Below are 24,348 nucleotides of genomic sequence, written 5' to 3'. Positions count from 1 at the left end.
GAATGTCTCCAGATGTCGTTGGTTTATTGAAGTCTCGGCACTGCGCGGCCGTCGGCGGTGAAGAGATGGCACGAGCGCGACGAGAACGCGAGTTCGACGAGCGCGCCCGATGCGTGATCGGCGTCGCCGGGCTGCTTGGCCACCAGCGTCGTTCCCCCCGGCTCGTTCAGGTGGAGATAGCTGTGCTCGCCAAGACGTTCGACGAGGGCGACCTCGCGGCGCAGAACCCGCATCGCATCGGATGCCTTGGTGGGCGATGAAGCATGAGCCGTTGCGACACCGTCGAAATGCTCGGGACGAATGCCGACTGTGACGCGCTGTCCGCTTTCCAAGCGAGAGCCGGAGAATGGCAGAACGATCCTGTCGTCCGAATTCGTCCATTTCACGCTCACACCGTCGGCCGACACGGATTCGACGGAGGCCGACATGAAATTCATTTTCGGACTGCCGATGAACTCCGCGACGAACCGGCTATTGGGTCGATGGTAGAGATCCAACGGCGTACCGATCTGCGCGATGCTGCCGTGCCGTTCGGCATCGGCCCCGGAGCGAAGCAACACGATCTTGTCGCCGAGCGTCATCGCTTCGATCTGATCGTGCGTCACGTAGACGGTGCTGGCCTGGGCGAATTGGCGATGAAGGCGGGCGATTTCCACGCGCGTCTGCCCGCGAAGCATGGCGTCCAGGTTCGAAAGCGGTTCGTCGAAGAGAAACACGCCGGGTTCGCGCACCATGGCCCGCCCGATCGCGACGCGCTGACGCTGTCCGCCCGAGAGCGCCGAGGGCTTTCGGTGAAGCAGCGTGTCCAACTGAAGAATCTTCGCGGCCTTCTTGACCCTTTGCTCGATCTCAACCAAAGGCAAGCGGGCCAGCTTGAGGCCAAACCCCATGTTCTGCTCGACGGTCATGTGCGGGAACAGGGCATAGCTCTGAAACACCATCGCCACGCCGCGCTTGGAGGGCGGAACCGCATTGACGAGTTGGCCTCCGATGTGGACCTCTCCCGACGTGGCATCTTCGAGCCCCGCGATGATTCGGAGCAGCGTCGACTTGCCGCATCCCGATGGTCCAAGGAACACGCAGAACTCGTTCTCCGCGATGTCGAGGTCGATCCCGCGCAATACGGGCGCGTGCTCTCCATACGCCTTCGTCACGCCTTTCAGTGTGATGGCTGCCATGTCTCCGTCCACTTGGTTTAACGTTATATCATTCGGTTTTAAAAAAAGGCCGAATGGCCTGACCGCGAGCAACGCTGCTTGCATTTGCGCTAGACTCTACGCCCGCGAGGCGACGCGCGCAAGGGGTTTTCAAAAAGGGGTTGAGCGAGCGCGGCGTAGCCCGGAAGATCGCATGACAGACAAAAGACGTGGTGTAGTCCATCGACGGGTGTGCTTCGGATGAGCAGCAAACCATTCAATCCTGCCGCGACCATCAAGGACGTGGCGGCTCAGGCGGGCGTTTCGGTGATGACCGTCTCGAACGTGCTGCGCGGCCGCGGGCGCGTGAGCGAAGAGACGCGCAAGCGCGTGCTCGAGACGGCGGAGCGCCAGGGGTATCGGCCGAACCTCACGGCGCGCGCGCTCGTGGAAGGGAAGGCGCCGACGCTCGCCTTGATGCTCAGTTGCATCACGAACCCGTTCTATCCGGAATTCGCGTTGGCTGCGAACTTGGAGGCGTTGAGGCACGAGCGCCATTTGCTCGTGTGCAATACCGATCACGAACCGGACGGCGGGTCAGGGTTTCTCGAACAGGTTGCCGGCTCGCTGTCGGATGGCGTGCTCGTGGCAAACAACGGGGACCTGCCGATGGATGAACTGCTCCGGCTGCAAGAGCGCGGCATTCCCGTGGTCATCAGCGTGTGGGAGCTACCCGACGATCTGCCCGACATTCCCTGCGTGACGTTCGATTCGAAAGCCGCGGGGAAACTTGCCGTCGAGCATTTGGTGGAGCTGGGCCATCGGCGCATCGGGGCGATCATCGGCAGTCCTAAGCATGGCATTCATGGCGGGCGATATGCGGGGTTCCGCGATGTCATGCGAGCGGCGAAGATCAAACCATCGGCGGCCGACGAGCGCTTTACCAAGGACTCGTTCGAGCACGGTTACGAGGCGGGGAAGGATCTGCTTTCCGCGCGCCCCGATCTGACCGCGATCTTCGTTTCCAACGATCTGCCCGCGCTGGGCGTCATGAACGCCGCGAGCGACCTCGGTTACTCGGTGCCCGACGATCTATCGATCGTGAGCATCACCGATATCATTCCGGCCCGCCAATCGCGCCCCGGGTTGACGACGGTCGCGATCCCCACCGCCGAAATGGCGGAGAAAGGGGTGAGCCTTCTGGTCGAACTGATGGCGGGACGCGCTACAGAATCGACGGTCGTTCACACCTCGCCGCCGACGCTCGTCGTTCGCGGCTCGACGGCTGCGCCTGCAGCGTCTCGCTGAATCTGCTCGCGATGCGAGAACAGCCAATTGCGCCGTTCACAACCGCCGACTGTGCACCGTAGTGCCGCTGTTTGCGACAACGCCCGTCAGTTTGCCTTTGGTAGAATCCACGGGACCGGCGTCGCCATCGATGGCCGCCGATTCGCCCCTTCGATCAAAAATTCTCTCGCAGCATCTCGAGCACATCCGCGCCGCGTCCGTTCAGAAACGCCCGAGTCGAATACAGCGCCATCCCTACGACCGGTTTGGCCTCGATGAACGGCGGTTTGACGAGTTCCAGCGGATTGACGATGACGTTGAGCAGCGCGGGTCCCGGCTGCGCGAGCCACTCGCTCACTGAGCTTTCGAGCTCCGATGCTTTGCGCACGGTCTTTCCCCAAAGACCGATTGCATCCGCCACCCTGCCGAAATCGGGGTTCTTGAGCTTGGTGAACGTATCCAGCATGCCTTCCGATTTTTGCTCGATTTCGACGAAGCCGAGCTTGCCGTTGTCGTAGACGGCAATCTTGACAGGGATGTTTTCTTGGACGACGGTCAAGAGCTCGCCGAACAGCATCGCCAGTCCGCCGTCGCCGCACAGCGCGATGACCTGCCGGTCGGGGGCGGCCTTCTTCAGACCCATCGCACTCGGAAGCGCCGTCGCCATGGTGCCGTGCAGGAGAGAGCCGAACACGCGCCGCTTGCCGTTGGTATTGACGAATCGATGGGCCCAGACAACCGGTGTGCCGTCATCCCCGGCGATCAGCGCGTCGTCGTCGGCATGGCGGTCGATCACGGACGTTAGATAAGAACCGGGGACCGTATCCGATACAAGGTAGGTCAAGGCGGCTGAAATTTAACCGATCATATTTGATCGGTTAAAGCCATTTGCAGTACAAATATGATCGATAAGGTGGATACATCGCCTACGTATCAGCGCGTTCGGGACCCACGTCACGCGTAGAGAACGCGTTGCCCCTCACGCGCTCTCCCGAACCACAAGCTCGAACCCAAGATCGATCATCGGCGTAGGCACGCTTTCCTGCCGCATGATCGACAGCAGCAGATGCGCAGCCGTGCGCCCCATCTCCGCGCGTGGCGTGCGCACGGTCGTCAGCCTCGGCACGCAATCCGCAGCACCGGCCAGATCGTTGAAGCCGACGATCGCGACGTCCTCCGGCACGCGGATGTTCATTCGGCGCGCTTCGAACAGCGCCCCCTGCGCGAGGTCGTCGTTCCCGAGGAAGATGCCGTCCACATCGGGCCGGCGCGTCATGATCTGCCGGAACAACTCGCACCCGAGCCCGATCGACGACGGCGCCGGCGTCAGAATCTCCAAATCAGGCTCATGCATACCCGCACGCTGCAGCGCGCGGCGAAATCCTTCCCCCCGCTGCAACATCCGCTGGTCGAGTTGTGCGGCAATGAACGCATTGTGGTGGCAGCCGCGCGCAATCAAATGCTTGGCGACGGCATCACCCGCCTCATGCTGCGAGAAGCCGACGCAATAGACGTTTTCCGCTTTGGCAAGCTCCATCATGTACACGCACGGCACGCCGCTTGCATCGATCAGGCGCCGCGCGGCCTCGGTCCGGTCGAAACCCGTCACCATCATCCCCATCGGCGGCGATGCCAGGTAATGACGAACCAGATCCTCCTCCGCATCGCGCGAGTAGTGCGAGTTGCCGATGAGAATCTCTATGCCGTGCGGCCGCAATACCGTATGAATGGCCTCGATTGCGTCGGTGAACACGTTGTTCGTCAGCGAAGGAACGAGCACCGCCACCGTGTCGCTCTGCGCGCGGGCGAGCGCCCGGGCGGCCGAGTTGGCGACATAGTTCAGTTCTCGCGCCGCCTCTCGCACCCGATCGACGTACTCCGCCCCGACCGAGCTGAGGCCGCGCAGCGCCCGCGAGGCCGTGATGGTGCTCACGCCGGCGCGGCGGGCGACTTCCTCGAGTGTCGGGCGGCCGGTGCCGCGGGTTTTCCTGGGTGTCGGGGTTGTCATGGTTCAACTAGGATAGCGCTGTCTCAACCGTCGCTCAAACGCTCGCTATTGTATGCGAATCGTAGGCGAAAGAGGGGCGGATGAGCGGGCAAGGCGGTCGCGGGCCGCCTTTCTCTGAATTAAGCGAGACAGCGCTGTCTCAACGTAAGGAGCTGAAACCGATGAACCGGACAGCATCAGCGATCGTCGTCATGGGCGTCGCCGGCTGCGGAAAATCGAGCGTCGCTCACGCCGTGGCTGCGCGCCTGGGCGGACGCTTCATCGAGGGCGACGCGTTTCATTGCGCCGCCAACGTCGACAAAATGCGGCGCGGCACCGGGCTCGTCGACGCCGATCGCTGGCCCTGGCTCGAGCGTCTGGCGGCCGAATTGAAAGGCGCGAGCGAGCGGGGCGAACCGGTTGTGCTTGCCTGCTCGGCTCTCAAGCGCCGGTATCGTGATCGTCTGCGGCTGGGCAGCCCGTCGGTCGGCTTCGTCTTCTTGGATTTGCCGCCGAATGAAGCGGCCAAACGCGTCGGCAGCCGCAGCGGCCATTTCATGCCCGACTCGCTCATCGCTAGCCAGTTCGCCGATTTGGAAGTACCCGTCGACGAAAGCATGACGTTGACAGTGGATGCGACGCGTCCGCTCGACGCCATTGTCGACGAGGCGATCGACTGGCATGCGCGCACTTCGCGAGATGCCGGGTATGGGCCGGTTGCTCAAGATAGCGTTGTCTTAACCGTGGGCGCAACTCGGCGCATTTCACCGATCCACCAAACCAATTCCAATTCTTGAGGGGACGACAATGTCATCGACTACAGGGCAACGTGTCGCGAAGCGGCGCTGGGTAATGGGGGTGTTGCTGGGCGTGGGTGTGCTCATCAACTACTTCGACCGCATCAACTTGTCCGTGGCGGCGCCGCAGTTGAAGGCGGCATTCGATCTTTCGCCGGGCGAGATGGGCCTGTTGTTCAGCGCGTTCTTCTGGCCTTATGCGCTGCTGCAGGTGCCGGCCGGCATCGTGCTCGACCGGTTCGGCGTTACCCGTCTGGGCCGCTGGGGCGCGTTCCTGTGGGCGGCCGCGTCGACGGTCACGGCTTTCGCGAGCGGCTTCGGCGGCATCTTCGCGGCGCGCGCGATGCTCGGCATCGCGGAGGCGCCGGGCTTCCCCGTCAGTTCGAAGGCAACCGGGTATTGGTTCCCGCGCCAGGAGCGCGCGCTTGCCACGGCGATCTTCGACGCCGCAGCTAAATTCTCGAATGTGATCGGTGTGCCGCTCGTCGCGGTGGTTGTGGTCGGGATGGGCTGGCGCTGGGGCTTTGGCGTGACGGCGTTTCTGAGCTTTGCGTACTTCGTCGCGTTCTTTTTCATCTACCGCGATCCGAGCCGGGATCCGAAGCTTTCCGAAGCCGAGCGACGCTACATCGTCGAGGGCGGCGCGACGCCTGAAGGCGCGTCGGGCGCAAGCGTGTTCGCGATGCTCGGCTACTTGCTGAAGAAGTCGAAAGTCTGGGGGCTGACGATCGGGTTTGCCGCGTACGGCTATTCGTTCTATCTGTTCCTCACGTGGCTGCCGGGCTATCTCGTGCAGACGATGCACATGAGCATCCTGAAGTCCGCCGGGTTCGCCGCGATTCCTTGGGCGGTTGCGACGGTTGCCGATCTCGTTGTGGGCGGCTGGCTGATCGACCATCTGATTGCCCGCGGCGGCGACGAAACACGGGTGCGCAAAGCAGTGCTCGTTTGCGGCATGGTGCTCGGCCTCGCCGTATTCGGCGCCACGCTGACGACGAACCCCATGTGGGCGATCGTCTGGATCTCGATTGCGCTGGGCGGGCTGGCGGCGGCCGCGCCCGTCGGCTGGTCGCTGCCGTCGCTGATCGCGCCGAAGGGCGGCGTCGGTACGGTCGGCGGCATCATGAACTTCGTCAACAACCTGATGGGCGTCGCGGCGCCCGTCGTGACCGGCTTCATCGTCGGTGCGACCAACTCGTTCACCAACGCATTCCTGATCGCGGGCGTCATCCTCGTGATCGGCATCATCTCGTTCGTGTTCGTGATGGGGCGTATCGAGCCGATCGCCGAACCGGGAGAGGGGGTGAGGGAGAGCCGGGCGTCAATGGCTTGATGCGTCAATTGCTCGCTGCCTATTCGTAGGCAGTTGTTGCATGGGTCCCAAATTGGGACTAAGATGTGTGGGATGCGAATCGTTGCCAAAAGAACCTTGCTTGATTTCATCGCGCGTCATGCGCAAGCCGAGCAGCCGTTGTTGGCGTGGCACGTGGAAGCGTCAAAGGCCAAATGGAAGACTCCGCAGAACATCAAGGACCAGTACGCCAGCGCGAGCTTCGTCGGTCGGAACCGCGTGGTCTTTAACATCAAGGGCAACGACTTCCGGTTGATCGTCGCGGTGGCCTACCAGATCGGCGTGGTGTATGTGAAGTTTGTCGGCACGCACGCGGAATACGACAAGGTCGATGCGGCAACCGTAGAAATGGAGTAACGAGATGGACATTCACCCGATTCGAACCGAGGCCGATTACGAGGCTGCCCTGATGGCGGTGTCCGAGCTCGTCGACATGGATCCCGCTCCGAGCACGCAGGAAGGCGACAAACTGGAGATTCTGGCGATCCTCGTCGAGAAGTATGAGGCAGAGCACTTCCCGATGGTGGCGCCGAACCCGATCGACGCGATCAGATTTCGGATGGAACAGGCGGGCCTGTCGGTTCCCGACATGCAGCCGTATATCGGAAACAGCAACCGCGTGTATGAGGTGCTGGCCGGCCGCCGCGCGTTGAGTCTTGCCATGATCCGCAAGCTGCACGATGGGCTGCATATTCCCGCCGACGTGCTGATCGGCACCGCGTAAGTCAGGGACGAAAGGCCGCAACGGGTCGGCTGCGAAAGATCGTGGCCGAGTCGAGAAGGTCGATTGTTTTTAATTCTCAATCGAACAGCCCCTCAGAGTGACGCCAACGGCAACGTGTCAAGGCGATCAAGGATCACCTCCTTCATGCCCTGCGGCGTCGGAAGCTCGTCGAGCATTTTCGGCCATGTGTCCCGAGCGGCGGATACCGCTGTTTTCACCGCGGCGGTCGCGATACGCTGAGCAATGCCTGCGGCCTTAGCTAGTTCCGTGTAGGTATCGAGCGTTTGAGCGCGCTGCATGCGATCGATGGCGACGTTCGTCCCGAATGTGGAGAACCCCGGCAACGCGGAGACGCACACAATGTCGTAGGCTGGGCTCAACTCCGGGTGAACCTTGTCCGTGTAGAGGACGGAAAAATTCTTGAGGTGCGCATCGCTGTTGCCGATAAGCGTGTTGACCGTTTGCCGCACGAAGAATTGACGGACATCCCTAACGCCCCGCGGACTCAGGGCGTTGAGCAAACCCAGCAGCAGACGGAACTGCTCCTCTTTCCCATACTTAGCGGCTGGCATGCGTCCCAGCATCTGGCAAGCGTCTTCCGCGTGGATGCGCTCGTTGCCCTGTCGATCGTAGCGCTCGACTGCGAGGAACGACGTCGCTGCGCCTGCAATGGACTGAAGCCCGTCGATTTCGATGGCCGAGAGATTCATCGTCTCGCACGACGCGACGTTGACACCGGCCGCTTTGGCAAGTTGCATGGCGACGTACTCGTTGAAGATCTGCGAGTCGTCGTTTTTGGCCGGAAGCTTGGCGATGACATCGGAAAGCTTCCCGTGTCCCGGCATCGTGTACCGCTTGCCTTTGTTCACGGTCGAAAGCGCGAGCTTGTTCTGCACGCCGGAGATGGAGGCAGCGCCCTCGGCAGCCCCTTCCGTTACGCTCATTTCGAGATCGTCGGCGGCGCCGGTGACACCGAACGTTCGCGCATACTCCGGAATGCTGTGCGCGTCGGCGGGCGGCTGAACGACAACTGAGCCTGGCAGATCTTCACCGGCGGCAGCCAGTACGCCGAAGTCATCTCGGTCTTCCGGATTGTGGCGAGTCGCTTCCAGCCGCTTGCGCAGATCGCTCTCTGGGAGGAGCCCCGCAAAGAATGGCGGAAGCTTGCCGCCTGTGTTGTAGAGCGCGGGGTGGAAAGCGTTTGAAAAGATGTCGGCCGCGATTGCGGGCGTGCCTGGGATCGCCATCGATAGGGTGAGCGTCGGCGCGCCATTGGCAGCCTTGAACGATTCGGACGGCACGAAGCGGCAGTTTCCGGCAAATTCGCAGAGGTAGCCACAGACCTCGCCGTAAAGCCGCACCTCCAGGTAGCGCGGATGGATTGCGTCGGTCATTGGCGCCCCTTCAGAAACATTTCCGCTGCGCTCGGCGCCTGGAGATCAGGCCCAGTACCCTTCCCAGCCAGGACCTGGCGGACCGCTGCGAGGTGCTCCTTTGGCACGAGCACCCATTGCGCGTCCAAACCTGCCGCGAGCGCATCCAGCGTGTTGCCCCGAGCATCGTGCCTGCCCGCCAAGGTCGCGGACAAATTGGGGCGAGCGATGCCCGTCAGGTCGCCCAATTCGGTGACGGACACGCCGCGGCGCGAAAGAAGCGTCCTAACTTGATCAACGAATGACATTTCATACTCTGAATGGGAGAGTTATGAAAAATTATACGCCGCCACCCGATGGTTTCAAGATTGAGTATGAAATATCATGCTTTATTATAAATTTGTATGACATAGCATACGTCGGAATTACGATGACTTCATACCTATTGCGTGGCGCTACCTTCGTTCAGTTACCACCGTGGGTCAACGAGCATCGACGGTCTACCCACGCGCTAATGCGAATGCGAATGCGAGTGCCGGTGGTGAATATCCGGAAAGTGCGCATGTGTATGCGTGATCGGCACGTGGCGGTGCGGGTGCGTATGCGGCTCCGCGCCGTCCCATTCGAAGTCATGCTCGTGCTGATGATGCTCATCGTGCCGGTGCTTGTGCGTGTGCTGCAGCGGCTCGTGCGTATGCGGATGTTCGTGACGCTCGCGCAGATGCAGCCAGATGCCGATCGCCATTAGCGCTGCCGCACACCAGAAGAGCGGTGGCGGCATCGCCGGCCACAACGCGAGCGACAGTACCACGCCGAACAGCGGCGCCACCGAGAAATACGCCCCCGTTCGCGCCGAGCCCAGGTTGCGAAGCGCGACGACGAACAGCACGAGGCTCACGCCGTAGCCGGCGAATCCCGTTGCCATCGCCGCTGCCACGTGGCCTGCCGCAGGCATCGAAGCGCCGAGCCAGTGGGCGATGACGAGATTGACGGGGCCGGCGACGAGCCCCTTCAGGCAAGCGATCACCATCGCGTCGTTCGTGGATACCTTGCGCGTTAAATTGTTGTCGATCGCCCAGCATGCGCAGGCGCCGGCAATCAGCAACGCGCCGATGGGAAAACCGACGGTGCCGCCCGTCCACGACAGCAAAACCCCGCCCGCGACGATCGCCACCATGCCGAGGAAGATCTGCAGATCGACGTTCTCGCGGAAGACCACCCACGCGATGACCGCCGTAAATACCCCTTCGAGATTGAGCAGCAGCGAACCGGTCGCGGCCGGCGTGCTGCCGAGCCCGAGCATCAGCAGCGCGGGACCGGCGACGCCGCCGGCCGCGATCGCGCCGGCAAGCCAAGGAATCTCGGATTGGTGAATTTGGGCGTCGTGCTCTTGCGCCTGACCGGAACGGACGGTGCGCCGCACGAGTATCGCCAGCCCAAGCCCTACGCCGCTGCCCAGATAAAAGAGCCCCGCCAGCATGAAAGGCGAAAGCGTGCCGAGCAGCAGCTTGGCGACGGGCGTGGTCGCACCGAACAGTGCGGCGGCGAGCAGCGCGGTCAGCGCGGCGTTCAATCGGACAGGCATCAAGGTATTAGGTATTCCGTGGAATCGAATCTATAGCGACATAGCGAATCACGGAATAGCTTAACGCATCGACCGATTGCGCCGCGTCCACGGCACATCGTGTCTGTCCTTGCTTGTGGCGCTTCTTGTAGGCTTATATCGATCCGTGCGAAAACATCGGCACGATCGAAGCGACCAGCAAGGCGGCCATGCTCCAATTGAACGCTCGCAGCATCGCCGGGCCTGTCAAGAATCGTCTCATCCCGAGGCCGAATGCGGCCCAGACCGTAATGCTCGGCAAATTGACGATCGCGAACGCCGCGGCCAGCAAAAGCGCGTTGATCAACAGGTTGTCGTGCAGATGGAACGCCGTCGCGCCTGTCACCGCCATCATCCACGCCTTCGGGTTGACCCATTGAAACGCGGCGGCTTGCAGAAACGTCAACGGCCGCTCGTTGGCCGCGCCGATCGACAGCTTGCCTGAGGAAGCGATCTTCCACGCGAGATAGAGCAGATACGCCGCGCTGACGATCTCCATCACCGAATACAAACGCGGAAAGCGCGTGAAGATCTGGCCGAGCCCCAACGCGATCGCGATCATCATGACCATGCAGCCGCATGTAATGCCGAGCATGTGCGGCACCGTGCGGCGCAATCCGAAGTTCACGCCGGAAGCGAGCAGCATCGTGTTGTTCGGACCCGGCGTGATCGACATCACCAACGCGAAGGTCATTGCGGCGGAAAGCGCGGCATAGGGGAGAGAAAGCGGCATCGTGTCGGACCTGCTGCGGAATGTGGCGTGATGGGCGTCGGGACAGTCTACGATTAGGCCACCGAACAGTACCGGTACAGATTGAGGGATAGCTGGCGGTACGGATTGGCTGCGTGTCCGCGACTTCCGGGATGGCCGATCGCCGCCGATGTAAGCGAAATCGAAGGCTTTGAAGTCAATTACCGAGATCCGCGCGTTCCGCGAGTCCGAATTCGCTAGGCCCATGTTTTGCTTTGGAAACGTTTCAGGTTTCTACGGAGTCGTAAGGAGCAAGAGCAAGCATGGAGAACGCTATGAGAATGCAAGGCAAGATCGCGCTCGTGACGGGCGCGGGGCAAGGGATCGGCCGGGCCGTGGCGGTGCGTCTGGCGCAGGAGGGCGCGAAGCTCATCATCAACGACCTCCACGACGACAGCCGCTCCGAACAAACGCTGTCCGACGTGCGCGCGGCGGGCAGCGACGGCTGCATCGTGGCGGGCGACATCAGCGTCACGGAATCCAGCCGCCAACTCGTTGCGGAAGGGATCCAGAAGATGGGCCGGATCGACGTGCTCGTCAACAACGCCGGCGTCGAGCACAACGCAGGGTTCCTCGACGTGACCGAAGCAGACTACGACCGCGTCCTCGACATCAATCTGAAAGGCGCATTCTTTATCACGCAAGCCTTCGTCAGCCACTTGCGCGACACGCAGCGCGGCGGCCGCATCGTCAACATCAGCTCGGTCCATGAGGAATTGCCGTTTCCTCACTTCACGAGCTATTGCGCGAGCAAGGGCGGCATGAAGATGATGATGCGCAATCTCGCGATCGAGCTCGCGCCACTGGGCATTACCGTCAATAACGTTGCACCGGGTGCCGTCGGCACGTCGATCAACGATCGTTTGCTGCACAATGCGACTGAACTCAATGCACTGCTCGCCAATATCCCGCTCAAGCGGCTAGGCAATCCGCTCGACGTCGCCAATGCGGTGTTGTTCCTGGCGTCGGACGAAGCGGATTACGTCACGGGGTCGACGCTTTACGTCGATGGCGGCTTACTATGGAATTACTCTGAACAATGAGCATGACGATCGCCGCGGACACAATGCTGGCAGCCGGCGGCGCTGCACCGGATGTCGGGCACGTCGCCCCGGCGGACGTGCTGACGCCGGCCGATCGCTATCAGGAGCTGTTCGTCGCCGTGCAATCGGGACGCGTATTCGACGATAGCAAGTCGTTCGTCGATTGCGTGCCGCTCATCGATCCCGAAGAGATCATGCGGCGTTACCGCGCCGATCATGTGTTGCCGGGCTTCGATCTGAAGGGCTTCGTGAAGACGCATTTCGCGCACGAGCCGATGCCGACGGAGCCCTATGTGGCCGACCCGCGGCAGACGCTCGCGGCGCACATCGACGGGTTATGGACGGTTTTGAGCCGTCAGCCGAGACAGCATCCGGCCATGAGTTCGCTGTTGCCGCTGCCGCACGACTACGTCGTGCCCGGAGGCCGCTTCAGCGAGATGTATTACTGGGACTCGTACTTCACGATGCTCGGTCTCGCGCAAAGCGGCCGGCACGATCTGCTGCGCAGCATGGCGGATAACTTCTCGTTTCTGATCGACCATTACGGACACATCCCGAACGGCAATCGCACGTATTACTTGAGCCGCTCGCAGCCGCCCGTGTTCGCGCTGATGGTCGACTTGTTCGAGCAGCACGGCGTCAAGCGGGCCGTCCGGTATCTGCCGCAGTTGAAGCGCGAGCACGCCTACTGGATGGACGGCGCCGAAGGTCTTTCACCGGGCAACGCGGCGCGGCATGTGGTGCGGCTGCCCGATGGCAGCCTGCTGAACCGCTACTGGGACGAGCGCGACACGCCGCGCGACGAAGGCTACCTCGAGGACGTCGCCACGGCAGCGGGCAGCGCGCGTCCGGCCGGCGAGGTCTATCGCGACCTGCGCGCGGGAGCGGAGTCGGGCTGGGACTTCAGTTCGCGTTGGCTGGCCGATCCGAACGATTTGTCGACGATACGCACAACGTCGATCTTGCCCGTCGATCTCAACAGCTTCCTCTACAAACTCGAGACGCAGATCGAGAAGCTGGCGCGCGCCGAAGGGGATACGGGCACAGCCGAGTTGTTTCACGGACATGCAGCCGCGCGGCGCGGCGCCATCGATCGGTATCTGTGGAACGAAAAGGATGGCGCATTCGTCGATTACGACTGGCAGCTCGGCGCGCAGCGAAGCGGGGTGAGCGCGGCGCTTGCCGTGCCGTTGTATGTGGGGCTCGCCACGCATGAACAAGCGCACCATGCCGCGCGTGCCCTCGAGTTTCGATTGCTGACGGCCGGCGGCGTGAGGACGACCGAGCAAGAAAGCCCGCAGCAATGGGATCGATCCAACGGATGGGCGCCGCTGCAATGGATGGCCGTGCGCGGGTTGATTCGTTACGGCGAACGCGCGCTAGGGCTCGATATCGCGCACCGCTGGCTCGCGACCGTCGCGGCGGTTTACGAACGCGAGTGCAAGCTCGTCGAGAAATACGCCCTGCATCACGACCTCGATGCGATGCAAGGCGGGGGCGGCGGCGAGTATCCGTTGCAGGACGGTTTCGGCTGGACCAACGGGGTGGTGCGCAAGCTGCTCGAGGATCATCCCGATCATCACGCGCATCGCTCTCGCGCGGGCGAGCCGCGCCGGTGAATCGACACGGCGCCGAGCTTGCGCGGCACCGTCCGTATCACTCCTGTCAGGTTTGCGGGCACTCCATCCGGTACCAGCGATCGACCTGAATCTGCGCCGTCTGCAGATCCTCCGGGTAGTATGGATCCCAGAACAAGGACGGGCGATAACCCGCTTCTTCCAGCGCGGACAATTCGCTCGAGTTGCGCTCACGCGTGAGAGGCTCGTGGTGTCTCAGCGCGGTGAGGTCGGTGCATTGCGTCGGGCTCAGGTGCGTCCGCGCGCCTTCCTGCATTCCGCCCGGCGTACCCATGGCGCAGCCCGCGAGCAATAAGGCCGACGCGAACGATATCAGTAGAAATTTCGGCCGATACTTCATGATGGTTCTCCTTGCAGTGAGGCAATGCTTATGATGCCTCGGATGTTCCCTGTCTGCTCTGCGCCGTTACCGTGGCCGCGACCGCGCTTGCCCCGATCGCTTCCTCGACTTCTATCTCTGCTGCGCGATGCGTGCGAGCTGCCGGCGCCGCCAGTGCAGATAGAGAGCGGGAATTAAGTTCGTGCTGCGCACGGCGCTCCAGACCACGCCGCCGAAAATCACGACCGCGAGCCCTTGTTCGGGCGCCGCGCCTTGGCCGAGTCCAAGCGCGGTAGGCAGCATCCCGAGCATCGCTGTGACGGCGGTCAACACGATCGGCCGGAAGCGTACATGAATGGCTTCGCGTACCGCATCTTCGACCGCCATCCCTGCCGCTTCGTTGTGCCGCACACGGTCGAGCAGCACGATGCTGTGGCTCAGACCGATGCCGATCAGCGTGAGGAACCCGATCATCCCCGTCGCGTTCAGGCCCACGCCGCTGATGACGAGCGCGACCGTGCCGCCCGTCAGCGCGAGGGGAATCTCGAGCAGCAGGATGGCGGGAATCAGGAATCCGTCGAATTGCAGCAGCAAAATGCCGATCATGATGGCGAAGGCGGCGAGCGTCGCCAAGGCCAGGCCGAGCGCCGCACGTTCGATTTCCGCGGCCAAGCCGCCGAATTCGATCCGATAGCCTGCTGGCAAATGCAGGTCGGACAACGCCGCTCGCGCGGCCGCATCGGTGCTGCCGAGTGCCCCATTGGGTGTGGCGAGGATGTCTAGCGCGCGCGCTCCCGCGACGTGCTCCATTTGATTAGGCGTGCTGACCAGTGTAATGCGCGCGAGCTGCGAGAGCGGTGTCCAGCCGGACGGGGTCCGTATCGGGAGGGCATCGAGCTGCGCGACGCTTTGCTGCGATGCGTCCGCAAGGCGCAAATAAAGACTGAGCGGGACGTTGCCTTCGGGCACGCGCGTGACCACCTCTCCGTTCACGAGCGCGTTGAGTTGCGCATAGAGCGACGCCGGTGTCATGCCGTCGACACCGAGCGCTTGAGCATCGGGTGCGATCTGCAATTGCGTGACGGGATAGCCGTCGTTGTTGAAGACGTCGCTCAGCGCCGAAATGCGTCGCAGCCGGGCCGCGATCTGCTCGGACAGTGTTCGCAATTCGGCGACGCTGCTCCCGAACACATGGATCACGAACGGTTGCGGCAAGCCGGACAAGCTTTCGCCGACGCGTTCGATCGTGGGCGTATCCACCGCGAACTGCACGCCCGGCAGCTTGGATTCTTGCTGAATGCGCTCGCCGATCGCGTCGAGCGCGTTGACGCTGACGCCGGACTTGAGCACGACTTCGATTTCGCCGGCATAGGCCGGCTCGGTGTACGACGTCGATTCGGACGATCCGATTCGAGCGTACACGTGCGCGACGGAACCGTCCCGCAGCAAACGCTGCGTAATCGTGCCGACGGCCTGCCGCGCGTCGAGCAGCGAACTGCCGGGCGGCAGCGTGAACGATTCGAGGAGCACGCCTTCGTTCGGCAGCGGCAGAAAGTTGATCGGGACGAGGACGAGGCCGGCAAGGCTCAGGATCAAGACCGCGAACGTGATGGCCAGACTCATGCGCGGCGCGCGCGATACCCAATCGAAGAGCTTGTCGTTCCATCCGCGCAGATGCTCCAGCGCGCGGTGTCCGCTGCGCGTGCCGGAAGCCGGCTTCGCGTTCAGAAAGCCGAGGCCGAGCGGTGTCAGCGTAAGCGAGACGATCAGCGACGCCAGCAGCGCCAGGATCATGGCGAGCGAAAACGGAATGAAGAAGAGTCCGACCAACCCGCCGACGAACACCAGCGGCACGTAGATCGCGATGTTCGTGAGCGTGCCCGTGATGTCGGGAATGGCGATGGTTTTCAGCCCGTTCCACACGCCTGCCCAATGCGCGTCCCCGCTCTCCCAGCGGTGATAGATGCTTTCGAGCACGATGATCGCGTCGTCGGCGAGCAGGCCGACCGCGACCGTCAGCGCGCCGAGTGTCATCAGGTTCAGGTCCTGTCCGAACACATGCAGCCCTGCGATCCCGAGCGCGAGCGAAAGCGGGATGCTCAGCGCGAGCGTCACGATTCCGCGTCCCGCGCCTAGCACCCAGAACAGCACGAGCACGGCGAGCACCGCGCCGATCAGCAGGTTGCGCCCGAGGTCGGCGCCCACGATGCTGACGAGGTGCCCCTGACTGTATGTCTGTACCCAGCGCACGCCTGACGGTAGCTGCGCCTGGCTTGCGTTGAGCGTTGCTTGCACGGCGCGCGTGACGTCGAGCGTGGACGCGCCCGGCTGCTTGATGACGGTCAGCGCGACGCTCGGGCGTCCGTCGAGCGCGACCGCGTTGTGCGTGGGCATCGCCGAGCGCACGATTTTCGCGAGCGCGCGGAGCGGGACGGGGCCGTTCGGCGTGGCCACTGGAATTTGCTCGAGCTGCGCGATATGCACGGGAAGGTTGCGCGCTTCGATCAGTACGTCGTTATGGCCCAGCGTGACGAATCCGGCCGGCTCGAGCAGAACCTGCGCCTTGACGGCCTCCGCGAGCGCTGTAACCGGTACACCATAGCGCTGCATCGCGCCGAGGTCCGGTTGGATCCAAAGCGCTTCGTCACCCGCGCCGAAAACATGGACGAATTGCACGCCGGGGATCGCACGGAGTGCCGGAGCGATATTCGCCGTCACGGCGCGCTGCACCTCGGCGGGCGCAACGGCGGCGGGAATTCGAGCGCTGTAGTCCGCCACTTCGTTGATCGCGTTGCCCATGATCTGCGCCACCGGATCGACCTGCGCGGGCAGATCGGTGCGCGCGCGATCGACCGCGCCGTTGACGGCCTGCAGGTCGATCTGCGCGTTGCTGCCTTCGCGGAAGCGGACGTCGATCTCGACCGTGCCGTTGCCCATGACCGAGCGCACGCTGCCGATGTTAGTGAGCGTCAGAATCTGGCTCTCGAGGGGATTGACGACGAGCCGTTCGAGTTCGGTGGCGGTTGTGCCGGGCAGGTGCGCCGTGACGCTGATTTGAGGGAAGTCGAATTGCGGCAGCACCTCGACCGGCGTTCGGACGAACGCATACGCGGCGTAGAGCAGCACGGCGCCTAGGAGAAGTATCCAAAGCACCGGACGCCGCAATACGCGCGGGACGGAGACATTGCGGTCCATGCGTTAGTCGGGTGGTTGGTAGGTCTGAGCGATGCCGCGGTGATATTCGAGGAAGGCGTCTTGCGCGACGACCTGCTCGCCCGGTTGCAGTCCGGAGACGATGCCCGTTTGCCATCCGCGCGCCGGGCCTGGAACGACGAGCCTCGGCTCGTCGCCCTTGGGCGTATGCACGAGCACCCACCATTGGCCGCGATCGAGGATCAGCGAGGCGGTCGGCACCATCACGAACGGCGTCGACGGGCCGTCGAGCGTGACGGTGCCCCATTGTCCGCTGATCCAATGCGCGTCCGATGTTGCGATCAAGCCGACTTGCAAACCGCCGTCCGTGCCGAGGGCGGGTGCGATCGTCGCGACTTTGACGGGGATGGGGGCGCTGCTTCCGGCCGGTGCAAAACGTCCCGTCATGCCGATACGAAGCGCCGGCGTATCGTCGCCGTAGTACTTCGCGCGGACCCACAGCGGGCCACGAGGCTGGATCGTCAGCAGCGCTTGCCCCGCGTGAGCTTGTTCGCCGTCGGCAGCCTGCACGGCCACGACGGTGCCCGCGATAGGCGCTTTGACCACGCCTAGATCGTGTGTCTCCGCCAACTGCGCCTGAGCGGTCTGTACGCTGGCGTTCGCGGCGGCGAGTTCGCTTGCGGCTGCGTCGACGGCCTGCTGCGTCGTCAAATGGGTGGCGAGCTGGCTGCGCGCGGCAGCCAGTGCATTCGTGGCCGCTTCGAGACGGGCTTGCGCGCTTTGCAGCGTGGTCTCGCGTTGAGTCAGCAGCGAGTGCATCTGCGGACCGCTCAAGCGTGCGAGTACTTGGCCTGCCGAGACGACGCTGCCGGGCAGCACGTGCAGATCGCTCACCGTGCCCGAATCGACGACGCTTACGTTGACGATCGAGGTGGGCTCGACCTGACCGTAGGCGGAGAACTGCACCGAAAGCGTCTGCTGCTTCGCGGCGACCGTCGACGCCGCGCGAGCAGGGCCACTCGCGCCATCGGCATGGGCGGGCTGCGCGAACGCGCAAATCAGCCAGGGTAGCGTGGCGATGGCGGCTACGAGGCGTCGGCGATGTCGATAAGGCATGTCGGCCTTTGACGGCGGTGATCGATGTCCAGCCGGCCAGCGTAAACGTTCGAACGTTAACGCAACCTTAAGGAAGCGGCGAGCGTTATCCATGGTGTTTTCCCCGTCTGGACTGTCGGCCAAAATACGCACTTTTTGCGCCATCGAGCCTCTTCCAACGCAGCTCTTTAGTTCTCCTTATCTTTACGCGCGCTACACTCGAAAGCACCATAAGAAACCGCCACGGCGGCACGAGAAAGGGAGGGTGTCGTGAAGATAGATACGGAGTCTTTTGCAAAAAATATCCTGCGTCGAGCGGCGGATTGGCAGCTTCACCGTTATCACCGCGCGCAAGCCATGTCCATTCATAAGACGCTCGAAAGATCGTTAGGCAAGACGAATCGCGTGGACCTCGATCGTGCCGACGAGTACGCCCGCGAGGTACTCGGGCACGCGTGCTACGCGCCCTGGCTGTACGTCTACACGGCGATCGCCGGGTGCTTCAAGGAAGGGTGGATCCCGGACAATTACTACGCCCGGATCGTCGTGCCGAAGCTCAAGGGCGGCTATGGACGGGCGTCGAATTTGAAGTCGCTGCAGCATGCGATTTTCAATAGCGACGCGTTCCCCGACGTTGCCTACTTCGCGAACGGGCTGTTCTTCACGCCGGACGACACGGTCATCTCGCCCGATTCGGTTGTTAGCCGCTTGTTCGATCGGTGCGATGCTGTCGTCTTCAAGGTCGACGAATCGTTCCAAGGTAAGGGCATCTTCTTTTTCGACCGAAACAACTTCGATGTAGAGAGGATCAAGGCCCTCGGCAATGGCGTGTTTCAAACGAAGATCGTTCAGCACGAGGCACTAGGCCGCTTTGCACCTCGCTCGGTCGCGACACTGCGATTGACGACGGTCGTGAACGACGAAGGCGTCATTTCGGTCCGCGCTTGCTATCTGCGTCTTGGACGCGATACCGATACACACGTTAAATCGGGTACGAATGTTCGGATTCCCGTCGATTGCGCGACAGGGGAGCTGGCCGAAGGCGGCTATCTGACCGATTGGACCGTCGTTCGCGAACATCCGGATACGAAGATTCGATTCGCGGGCGTCACGGTCCCGGCGTTCGCCGCTTGCCTCGCGACGGTGCTCGAGCATCACAGAAAGGTGCCGTTCGCTCGCTGCGTGGGGTGGGACCTGGCGATCGCCGACGACGGCCGCGTCGAGCTGATGGAGTGGAACGGGATGCACAACGACATCAAGTTCAGCGAAGCGACGCAAGGCCCGTGCTTCGCCGACTTGGGATGGGAAAGATTGGCGGTCAAAGCGGCCCTTCGACCCGCAGCGGCAACTTCGCGCATGCCCGAGGCCAGCCGAGTTTTGTGAGCCTTATTGAGCCCTTGTGAGCCGGAACCGCCCGGCCGGGGGCGGTGGCGGTGGGGCTTCTTCGATCGCCTATTCGATGATCGCTTAGGACACCCACAGCGACAGCAACAATGACAGCGACGTCACGACAGCGTCTTGAATACCGCCACCGCCTCCGACAACCTGCGAGCCTGCTCCTCCAGCGACCCGGCCGCGGCGGCCGCTTGCTCGACGAGTGCCGCGTTCTGCTGCGTGACCTGATCCATCTGCGCGACCGCGCGATTGACCTGGTCGATCCCCGTGGTCTGCTCGTCGGCCGCTTGAGCGATTTCGCTCATGATCGAACTCACGCGTGAGATCGAATCGACGATCTCGGTCATCGTCGTGCCCGAGCGCTCGACGAGCTGCGCGCCCGATTCGATGCGCACCGTCGATTCGTCGATGAGGCCTTTGATCTCCTTGGCCGCCGCCGCGCTGCGCTGGGCGAGCGAACGCACTTCGGACGCCACCACGGCGAAACCCCGGCCTTGTTCGCCGGCACGCGCCGCTTCGACGGCCGCGTTCAGCGCGAGAATGTTCGTTTGAAACGCGATGCCTTCGATGACGCCGACGATTTCGCCGACGCGCCGCGAATCGCCGACGATCCGCTGCATCGTATCGACAACCTGCCGATTGAGTTCGCCACCTTCGGTCGCGAGTCCCGATGCGCCGTGCGCGAGCGTGCTCGCATGCTTGACGTTGTCGGTCGTCTGTTTGACCGTCGACGTCAGTTGCTCCATGCTCGCCGCCGTTTCCTGCAGCGACGCCGCTTGCTCTTCGGTACGTTGCGAGAGGTCGGTATTGCCGGCGGCAATCTCGCTGACGCCCGTATCGATTGCCGACGTGCCTCGGCGCACGCCGTCGACCGTCGCGATCAAGGCATCTTGCATTTTGCGCAAGGCGGCGGCGAGCTGCCCCATTTCGTTGGTGCTCGTGACGTCGACGCGTTTCGTCAAATCGCCGCCTGCAATGCGCTCGAACTGCACGATCGCCTCGTTCACGGGATGCACGATCGCACGCATCAATGCCACGCGCGCGAGCCACGACATCAAGAGTGCGAAGGCCATCCCGGCCGCCACGGCGATCGCGACGGCCGTGAAGCGATGCTCGGCCTCGGTGTAGCGCTGCGCGCCATCGTCGACGTGCAGCTTCTCCAGCGCGAGCATGGCCTTTTCGTAGCCGTTGAAGAGCGAGGGAAGCTTGTGCGACTGCAGTTCCGCGAACGCGTTTTTATCGCCGGACTTCAATGCGGCCTTTGCCGGCTCGATGCCTTGGCGCAGTAACTCATCGCGCTTCTCGTTCATTTGATCGAGCAGGCGCTTCGCATCCTCGTTGTCGCCGACGATGCTGACGTAATGCGTGATGAGATCGTTGGATTTCTTCAGGTAATTGTCGAAGCGCGTCATAACGGCAGCGGCTCCGCTCGTATCGTTCAAATCGGTCAGCGAGGCATAGGTCGCCAATGCGAGGCGCAAGCGCAGCAATTGTTCCGCGCTGCCCTCCAGATCCGCGACCGCGGGCGTGTCCACCTGATACATCTGCTCGAGCGATGCATTGCTCGCACGCAGCGACAGCAGTCCCGCCGCGGCACCGACAAGCAAAACGAAAGCAAAGAACAGGACGAACGATGTGAGCGATGCCCGAATCGACAACTTCTTCAACATAAAAAGGTCCCCGTAGACCGTTGGGCAGGCGGCATGGTGCCGCTGCATTGGCTGCGTCGATGGTTATCGAGTTAACGGCGAGCGAATGCAGTAATTGAGCGAATGCAGTAATTAATATTATTGAATTTTGAATGCAAAACTTTAACGCACAGCGAGCCGGGAAGGAAGTAGAGATGAGATCATGGTAAACCCTATGCTTTGTCTGATGATGGGATATCAGAGCTGAGGTGCGGTCGGCACCGCCGTAAAGCTTCGGGTATCTGTCGTTGATAAGTTTGCATGCAAAATGCGAACATGCGGCGCTTCTGCTGGGCTTCGTCGCGCTGGGTGCGGTGCGGTGTTTGGCCGGGCGAGGCGCCGCACGCGCACTCGAGCACCGCCGGCCGGATCTATCTGCCCGGCCTGAACGGGATTCTGATGATCGGCGCGATCGCCGTGGTGCTGGACCGCGCCTGATCGTCGCCCGAGACGATGGGCGTCAATCGACTTCGTTCAGCGCATCGGACAGCGCGTTGACGAGGTTGTCGATTTCATGCCGCTCGGTGATGAACGGCGGCGCGAGTTGGATCGTGTCGCCGCCGAAGCGCACGTAAAAGCCCTTCTTCCAGCAGCTCATCGCGATCTGGAACGGGCGCAGCGCGGGCTCGCCCGGCTTGTGTTCGATCGTGATGCCTGCCGCCAGGCCGCAGTTGCGGATGTCGGCGATATGGCGCTGGCCCTTGAGCCCGTGCACCGCGGCTTCGAAATGAGGCGCCAGGTCCCGCACGCGGCTCACGCCGGCCTCCTTCTCGAGCAGATCGAGCGCCGCCACGCCGGCCGCGCATGCCACCGGATGTGCCGAGTACGTATAGCCGTGCGGGAATTCGACTAGGTACTCGGGCCCGCCGGCGGCCATGAACGTATCGTAGATTTCCTTCTTCGCTACGACCGTGCCCAGCGGTTGCGCGCCATTCGTGACTTGTTTCGCGAAATTCATGATGTCGGGCGTGACACCGAAGAATTCCGCACCGGTCATGGCACCCGTGCGGCCGAAGCCCGTGATCACTTCGTCGAAGATCAGCAGGATGTCGTGCGCGGTGCAAATATCGCGCAGGCGCTGCAGATAGCCCTTCGGCGGGACGACCACGCCCGCCGAGCCGGAGAACGGTTCGACGATGACGGCCGCGATGTTCGAGGCATCGTGCAGCGCAATGAGATCGAGCAGGCGGTCCGCCAATTCGGCGCCCTGCTCGGGCAAGCCGCGCGAGAACTTGTTTTGCGCGAGTTGCGTGTGAGGCAGGAAATCGGCGTCGATGCCTTGCCCGAACAGCTTGCGGTTCGGGCCGATGCCGCCCACCGAAATGCCGCCGAAGTTGACACCGTGGTAGCCCTTCTCGCGGCCGATCAGGCGCGTTTTCGTTCCCTTGCCCTTGGCGCGCCAATAGGCGCGGGCCATTTTGAGCGACGTGTCGGCCGACTCGGAGCCCGAGCCCGTGAAGAAGACGTAGTCGAGCCCCTCGGGCGTCAGCGCCTTGATCTTGTTGGCGAGTTCGAACGACTTCGGGTGGCCGAACTGGAACGCCGGCGCGTAGTCGAGCTGCGCCGCCTGGCGGCTGATCGCCTCCGTGATTTCGGTGCGGCCGTGGCCGAGGCCGCAGCACCAGAGCCCCGACAGGCCGTCAAAGATCTTCCGGCCGTCGGCATCGGTGTAGTAGGCGTCCTTGGCCCCGACGATGATGCGCGGATCGGCCTTGAACTGGCGGTTCGCGGTGAACGGCATCCAATGGGCATCGAGCCATGCCGCGTCGGTGCGAACGCCTTCCGCGTGCTGCTGTGCGTGCTTGATGTCGGTCAAATCGGTCATGTCGGTCGGCGCGCCGCGCCCCTCCTGAGTCAGTATGTTGCGTATTGTTAGCCAGCCGATTAGTCTCTTCGATATCGCAATATCAATCTTTACTTTCCAGTTCATGCAAGTAAAAAAGGCGAAGAGCCGCGCGCTGCTCGGACAGCTCAGCGACATGGATCTGCGGCTGCTGCGGGTGTTCAAGGCCGTTGTGCAATGCGGCGGCATGGCGGCGGCGGAGCTCGATCTGAACATCGGCATCTCGACGATCAGCCGGCACGTGAAGGATCTGGAAACGCGTCTCGGTCTCGTGCTGTGCCGGCGCGGCCGGGCAGGGTTCACGCTGACGCCGGAGGGCAAGACGGTGTACGAGGAGACGCTCGTGCTGCTCTCGTCGATCGAGGCCTTTCGCAGCCGGATCGACGGCATCCATGACCGGATGGGGGGCGAGCTGCACATTGCGGTGTTCGACAAGACCGCCACGAATCCGCGGGCACGGATTGGCGATGCGATCCGGCAATTCGCGGACGATGCGCCGGACGTCGCTTTGAACTTCCATGTCGCGTCGATCAACGAAGTCGAGCGCGGGGTCATCGACGGCAGCTATCACGTCGGCATCATTCCGGCGCATCGCACGTCCAAGAGCCTCGCTTATACGAACCTATTCGACGAGCAGATGCTGCTTTACTGCGGCGCGCAGCATCCGCTTTACGACGCGCCGCACACGCGCTTGACTTGGGCGGCGATCCGCAAGCATGCGTTTGCCGGGCTTGGCTTTCATTCGCCGAATATGGAAATGACGCACCGCGCCAAGCTCACGCGCCATGCCACGGCGTTCGATCAGGAAGCGATTGCGACCTTGGTGTTGTCGGGGCGGTTCTTGGGCTTTCTGCCCGACCATTACGCCGAGAGCTTTCAGCAGAAGGGATTGATGCGCGCGGTTGCGCCGAAGCGCTTCCACTATGAGTGCAGTTACGTGGGGCTGACGCGCCGTTCGCCTCGTCCGTCACGCGCGGCGCTGCTGTTTCAGGCTTGCCTCGAGGCGGCGCATGCGGAGGGGCGATCGGTTTAGCGGTTACGGAATCGCCATCGACTCCAGCATGTTCTGCTTCATGTAGTCGAGGAACCGCCGCTGAAGCTACGAGAATATTAAATACCGGCGAAAGCGCGTCGAGTCGTGCGCGTCAGCCAACGTCGCCGACGCC

The 24,348-nt window shown here is 62.7% G+C and carries 22 protein-coding genes; 10 read left to right on the top strand and 12 right to left on the bottom strand.

What is annotated here, in order from left to right:
- Nucleotides 1–23: 23 nt before the first annotated feature.
- Nucleotides 24–1,178 carry an ABC transporter ATP-binding protein gene (locus tag DWV00_RS00530; protein WP_115531596.1) on the bottom strand — a complete coding sequence of 385 codons (1,155 nt, stop codon included), beginning with the start codon at nt 1,176–1,178 and terminating at the stop codon, nt 24–26.
- 219 nt (nt 1,179–1,397) lie between these two features.
- On the opposite strand from DWV00_RS00530, the gene DWV00_RS00525 reads away from it, so the two are divergent.
- Nucleotides 1,398–2,444 carry a LacI family DNA-binding transcriptional regulator gene (locus tag DWV00_RS00525; RefSeq protein ID WP_115531595.1) on the top strand — a complete coding sequence of 349 codons (1,047 nt, stop codon included), beginning with the start codon at nt 1,398–1,400 and terminating at the stop codon, nt 2,442–2,444.
- A gap of 154 nt (nt 2,445–2,598) precedes the next feature.
- Here the strand turns inward: DWV00_RS00525 and DWV00_RS00520 are convergent, their stop codons facing one another.
- Nucleotides 2,599–3,267, bottom strand: coding sequence for a thiamine pyrophosphate-dependent enzyme (locus DWV00_RS00520; protein ID WP_245964657.1), 669 nt, complete (start codon nt 3,265–3,267; stop codon nt 2,599–2,601).
- Nucleotides 3,268–3,402: 135 nt separating this feature from the next.
- Nucleotides 3,403–4,431: an HTH-type transcriptional regulator GntR gene (gene gntR, locus DWV00_RS00515; protein ID WP_115531593.1), complete on the bottom strand. Its 1,029-nt coding sequence runs from the start codon at nt 4,429–4,431 to the stop codon at nt 3,403–3,405.
- Between the two features lie 161 nt (nt 4,432–4,592).
- On the opposite strand from gntR, the gene DWV00_RS00510 reads away from it, so the two are divergent.
- The 4 genes from DWV00_RS00510 to DWV00_RS00495 all read left to right on the top strand — a co-directional run bounded on the left by DWV00_RS00510 (nt 4,593) and on the right by DWV00_RS00495 (nt 7,282).
- Complete coding sequence (locus DWV00_RS00510) at nt 4,593–5,207, top strand: gluconokinase (RefSeq protein WP_115531592.1); 615 nt, start codon at nt 4,593–4,595, stop codon at nt 5,205–5,207.
- Between the two features lie 10 nt (nt 5,208–5,217).
- Nucleotides 5,218–6,540 carry an MFS transporter gene (locus DWV00_RS00505; protein WP_115531591.1) on the top strand — a complete coding sequence of 441 codons (1,323 nt, stop codon included), beginning with the start codon at nt 5,218–5,220 and terminating at the stop codon, nt 6,538–6,540.
- 72 nt (nt 6,541–6,612) lie between these two features.
- Nucleotides 6,613–6,915 (top strand): type II toxin-antitoxin system HigB family toxin, encoded by a 303-nt coding sequence (locus DWV00_RS00500; RefSeq protein ID WP_115531590.1) that lies wholly within the window; start codon nt 6,613–6,615, stop codon nt 6,913–6,915.
- Nucleotides 6,916–6,919: 4 nt separating this feature from the next.
- Nucleotides 6,920–7,282, top strand: coding sequence for a helix-turn-helix domain-containing protein (locus tag DWV00_RS00495; protein ID WP_115531589.1), 363 nt, complete (start codon nt 6,920–6,922; stop codon nt 7,280–7,282).
- A 92-nt stretch (nt 7,283–7,374) separates the two neighbouring features.
- Here the strand turns inward: DWV00_RS00495 and DWV00_RS00490 are convergent, their stop codons facing one another.
- From DWV00_RS00490 to DWV00_RS00475, 4 genes are all read right to left on the bottom strand, one after another.
- Complete coding sequence (locus DWV00_RS00490; RefSeq protein WP_115531588.1) at nt 7,375–8,676, bottom strand: type II toxin-antitoxin system HipA family toxin; 1,302 nt, start codon at nt 8,674–8,676, stop codon at nt 7,375–7,377.
- Complete coding sequence (locus DWV00_RS00485; RefSeq protein WP_115531587.1) at nt 8,673–8,963, bottom strand: helix-turn-helix domain-containing protein; 291 nt, start codon at nt 8,961–8,963, stop codon at nt 8,673–8,675. The genes DWV00_RS00490 and DWV00_RS00485 overlap by 4 nt, the downstream gene beginning before the upstream one ends.
- Nucleotides 8,964–9,166: 203 nt before the next feature.
- Nucleotides 9,167–10,240 carry a DMT family transporter gene (locus DWV00_RS00480; RefSeq protein WP_115531586.1) on the bottom strand — a complete coding sequence of 358 codons (1,074 nt, stop codon included), beginning with the start codon at nt 10,238–10,240 and terminating at the stop codon, nt 9,167–9,169.
- 133 nt (nt 10,241–10,373) lie between these two features.
- On the bottom strand, nt 10,374–10,991 hold the full coding sequence (locus tag DWV00_RS00475; RefSeq protein ID WP_115531585.1) for a LysE family translocator: 618 nt from the start codon (nt 10,989–10,991) through the stop codon (nt 10,374–10,376).
- Nucleotides 10,992–11,284: 293 nt separating this feature from the next.
- Between DWV00_RS00475 and DWV00_RS00470 the strand changes: the two genes are divergently transcribed.
- Together DWV00_RS00470 and treF are read left to right on the top strand one after the other, a co-directional pair.
- Nucleotides 11,285–12,052, top strand: a complete 768-nt coding sequence (locus tag DWV00_RS00470; RefSeq protein ID WP_115531584.1) for an SDR family NAD(P)-dependent oxidoreductase — start codon at nt 11,285–11,287, stop codon at nt 12,050–12,052.
- The gene (gene treF / locus DWV00_RS00465; protein WP_220274641.1) at nt 12,049–13,671 is read left to right on the top strand and encodes an alpha,alpha-trehalase TreF; all 1,623 of its coding nucleotides are present in this window, start codon (nt 12,049–12,051) and stop codon (nt 13,669–13,671) included. Before DWV00_RS00470 ends, treF begins: the two co-directional genes overlap by 4 nt.
- Nucleotides 13,672–13,717: 46 nt before the next feature.
- On the opposite strand, the gene DWV00_RS00460 is transcribed toward treF, so the two are convergent.
- The 3 genes from DWV00_RS00460 to DWV00_RS00450 all read right to left on the bottom strand — a co-directional run bounded on the left by DWV00_RS00460 (nt 13,718) and on the right by DWV00_RS00450 (nt 18,277).
- Nucleotides 13,718–14,029, bottom strand: coding sequence for a DUF4148 domain-containing protein (locus DWV00_RS00460; RefSeq protein ID WP_115531583.1), 312 nt, complete (start codon nt 14,027–14,029; stop codon nt 13,718–13,720).
- A 111-nt stretch (nt 14,030–14,140) separates the two neighbouring features.
- A complete protein-coding gene (locus DWV00_RS00455; RefSeq protein ID WP_115531582.1) occupies nt 14,141–17,203 on the bottom strand; it encodes an efflux RND transporter permease subunit in 3,063 nt (1,020 codons plus the stop codon).
- A gap of 3 nt (nt 17,204–17,206) precedes the next feature.
- Nucleotides 17,207–18,277, bottom strand: coding sequence for an efflux RND transporter periplasmic adaptor subunit (locus tag DWV00_RS00450; protein ID WP_181885302.1), 1,071 nt, complete (start codon nt 18,275–18,277; stop codon nt 17,207–17,209).
- A gap of 336 nt (nt 18,278–18,613) precedes the next feature.
- On the opposite strand from DWV00_RS00450, the gene DWV00_RS00445 reads away from it, so the two are divergent.
- The gene (locus DWV00_RS00445; protein WP_115531580.1) at nt 18,614–19,639 is read left to right on the top strand and encodes a sugar-transfer associated ATP-grasp domain-containing protein; all 1,026 of its coding nucleotides are present in this window, start codon (nt 18,614–18,616) and stop codon (nt 19,637–19,639) included.
- A gap of 122 nt (nt 19,640–19,761) precedes the next feature.
- On the opposite strand, the gene DWV00_RS00440 is transcribed toward DWV00_RS00445, so the two are convergent.
- Complete coding sequence (locus tag DWV00_RS00440; protein ID WP_115532184.1) at nt 19,762–21,321, bottom strand: methyl-accepting chemotaxis protein; 1,560 nt, start codon at nt 21,319–21,321, stop codon at nt 19,762–19,764.
- Nucleotides 21,322–21,600: 279 nt separating this feature from the next.
- On the opposite strand from DWV00_RS00440, the gene DWV00_RS33855 reads away from it, so the two are divergent.
- Nucleotides 21,601–21,777, top strand: coding sequence for a hypothetical protein (locus DWV00_RS33855; protein ID WP_181885301.1), 177 nt, complete (start codon nt 21,601–21,603; stop codon nt 21,775–21,777).
- 22 nt (nt 21,778–21,799) lie between these two features.
- Here the strand turns inward: DWV00_RS33855 and aptA are convergent, their stop codons facing one another.
- Nucleotides 21,800–23,164 (bottom strand): omega-aminotransferase AptA, encoded by a 1,365-nt coding sequence (gene aptA / locus DWV00_RS00435; RefSeq protein WP_115531579.1) that lies wholly within the window; start codon nt 23,162–23,164, stop codon nt 21,800–21,802.
- 103 nt (nt 23,165–23,267) lie between these two features.
- Between aptA and DWV00_RS00430 the strand changes: the two genes are divergently transcribed.
- A complete protein-coding gene (locus DWV00_RS00430) occupies nt 23,268–24,215 on the top strand; it encodes a LysR family transcriptional regulator (protein ID WP_115531578.1) in 948 nt (315 codons plus the stop codon).
- The last annotated feature ends 133 nt before the right edge of the window (nt 24,216–24,348 follow it).

The sequence above is a fragment of the Trinickia dinghuensis genome (assembly GCF_003367175.1).
Taxonomy (GTDB): Bacteria; Pseudomonadota; Gammaproteobacteria; order Burkholderiales; family Burkholderiaceae; genus Trinickia; species Trinickia dinghuensis.
This window is presented reverse-complemented; position numbering and strand designations above follow the sequence as displayed.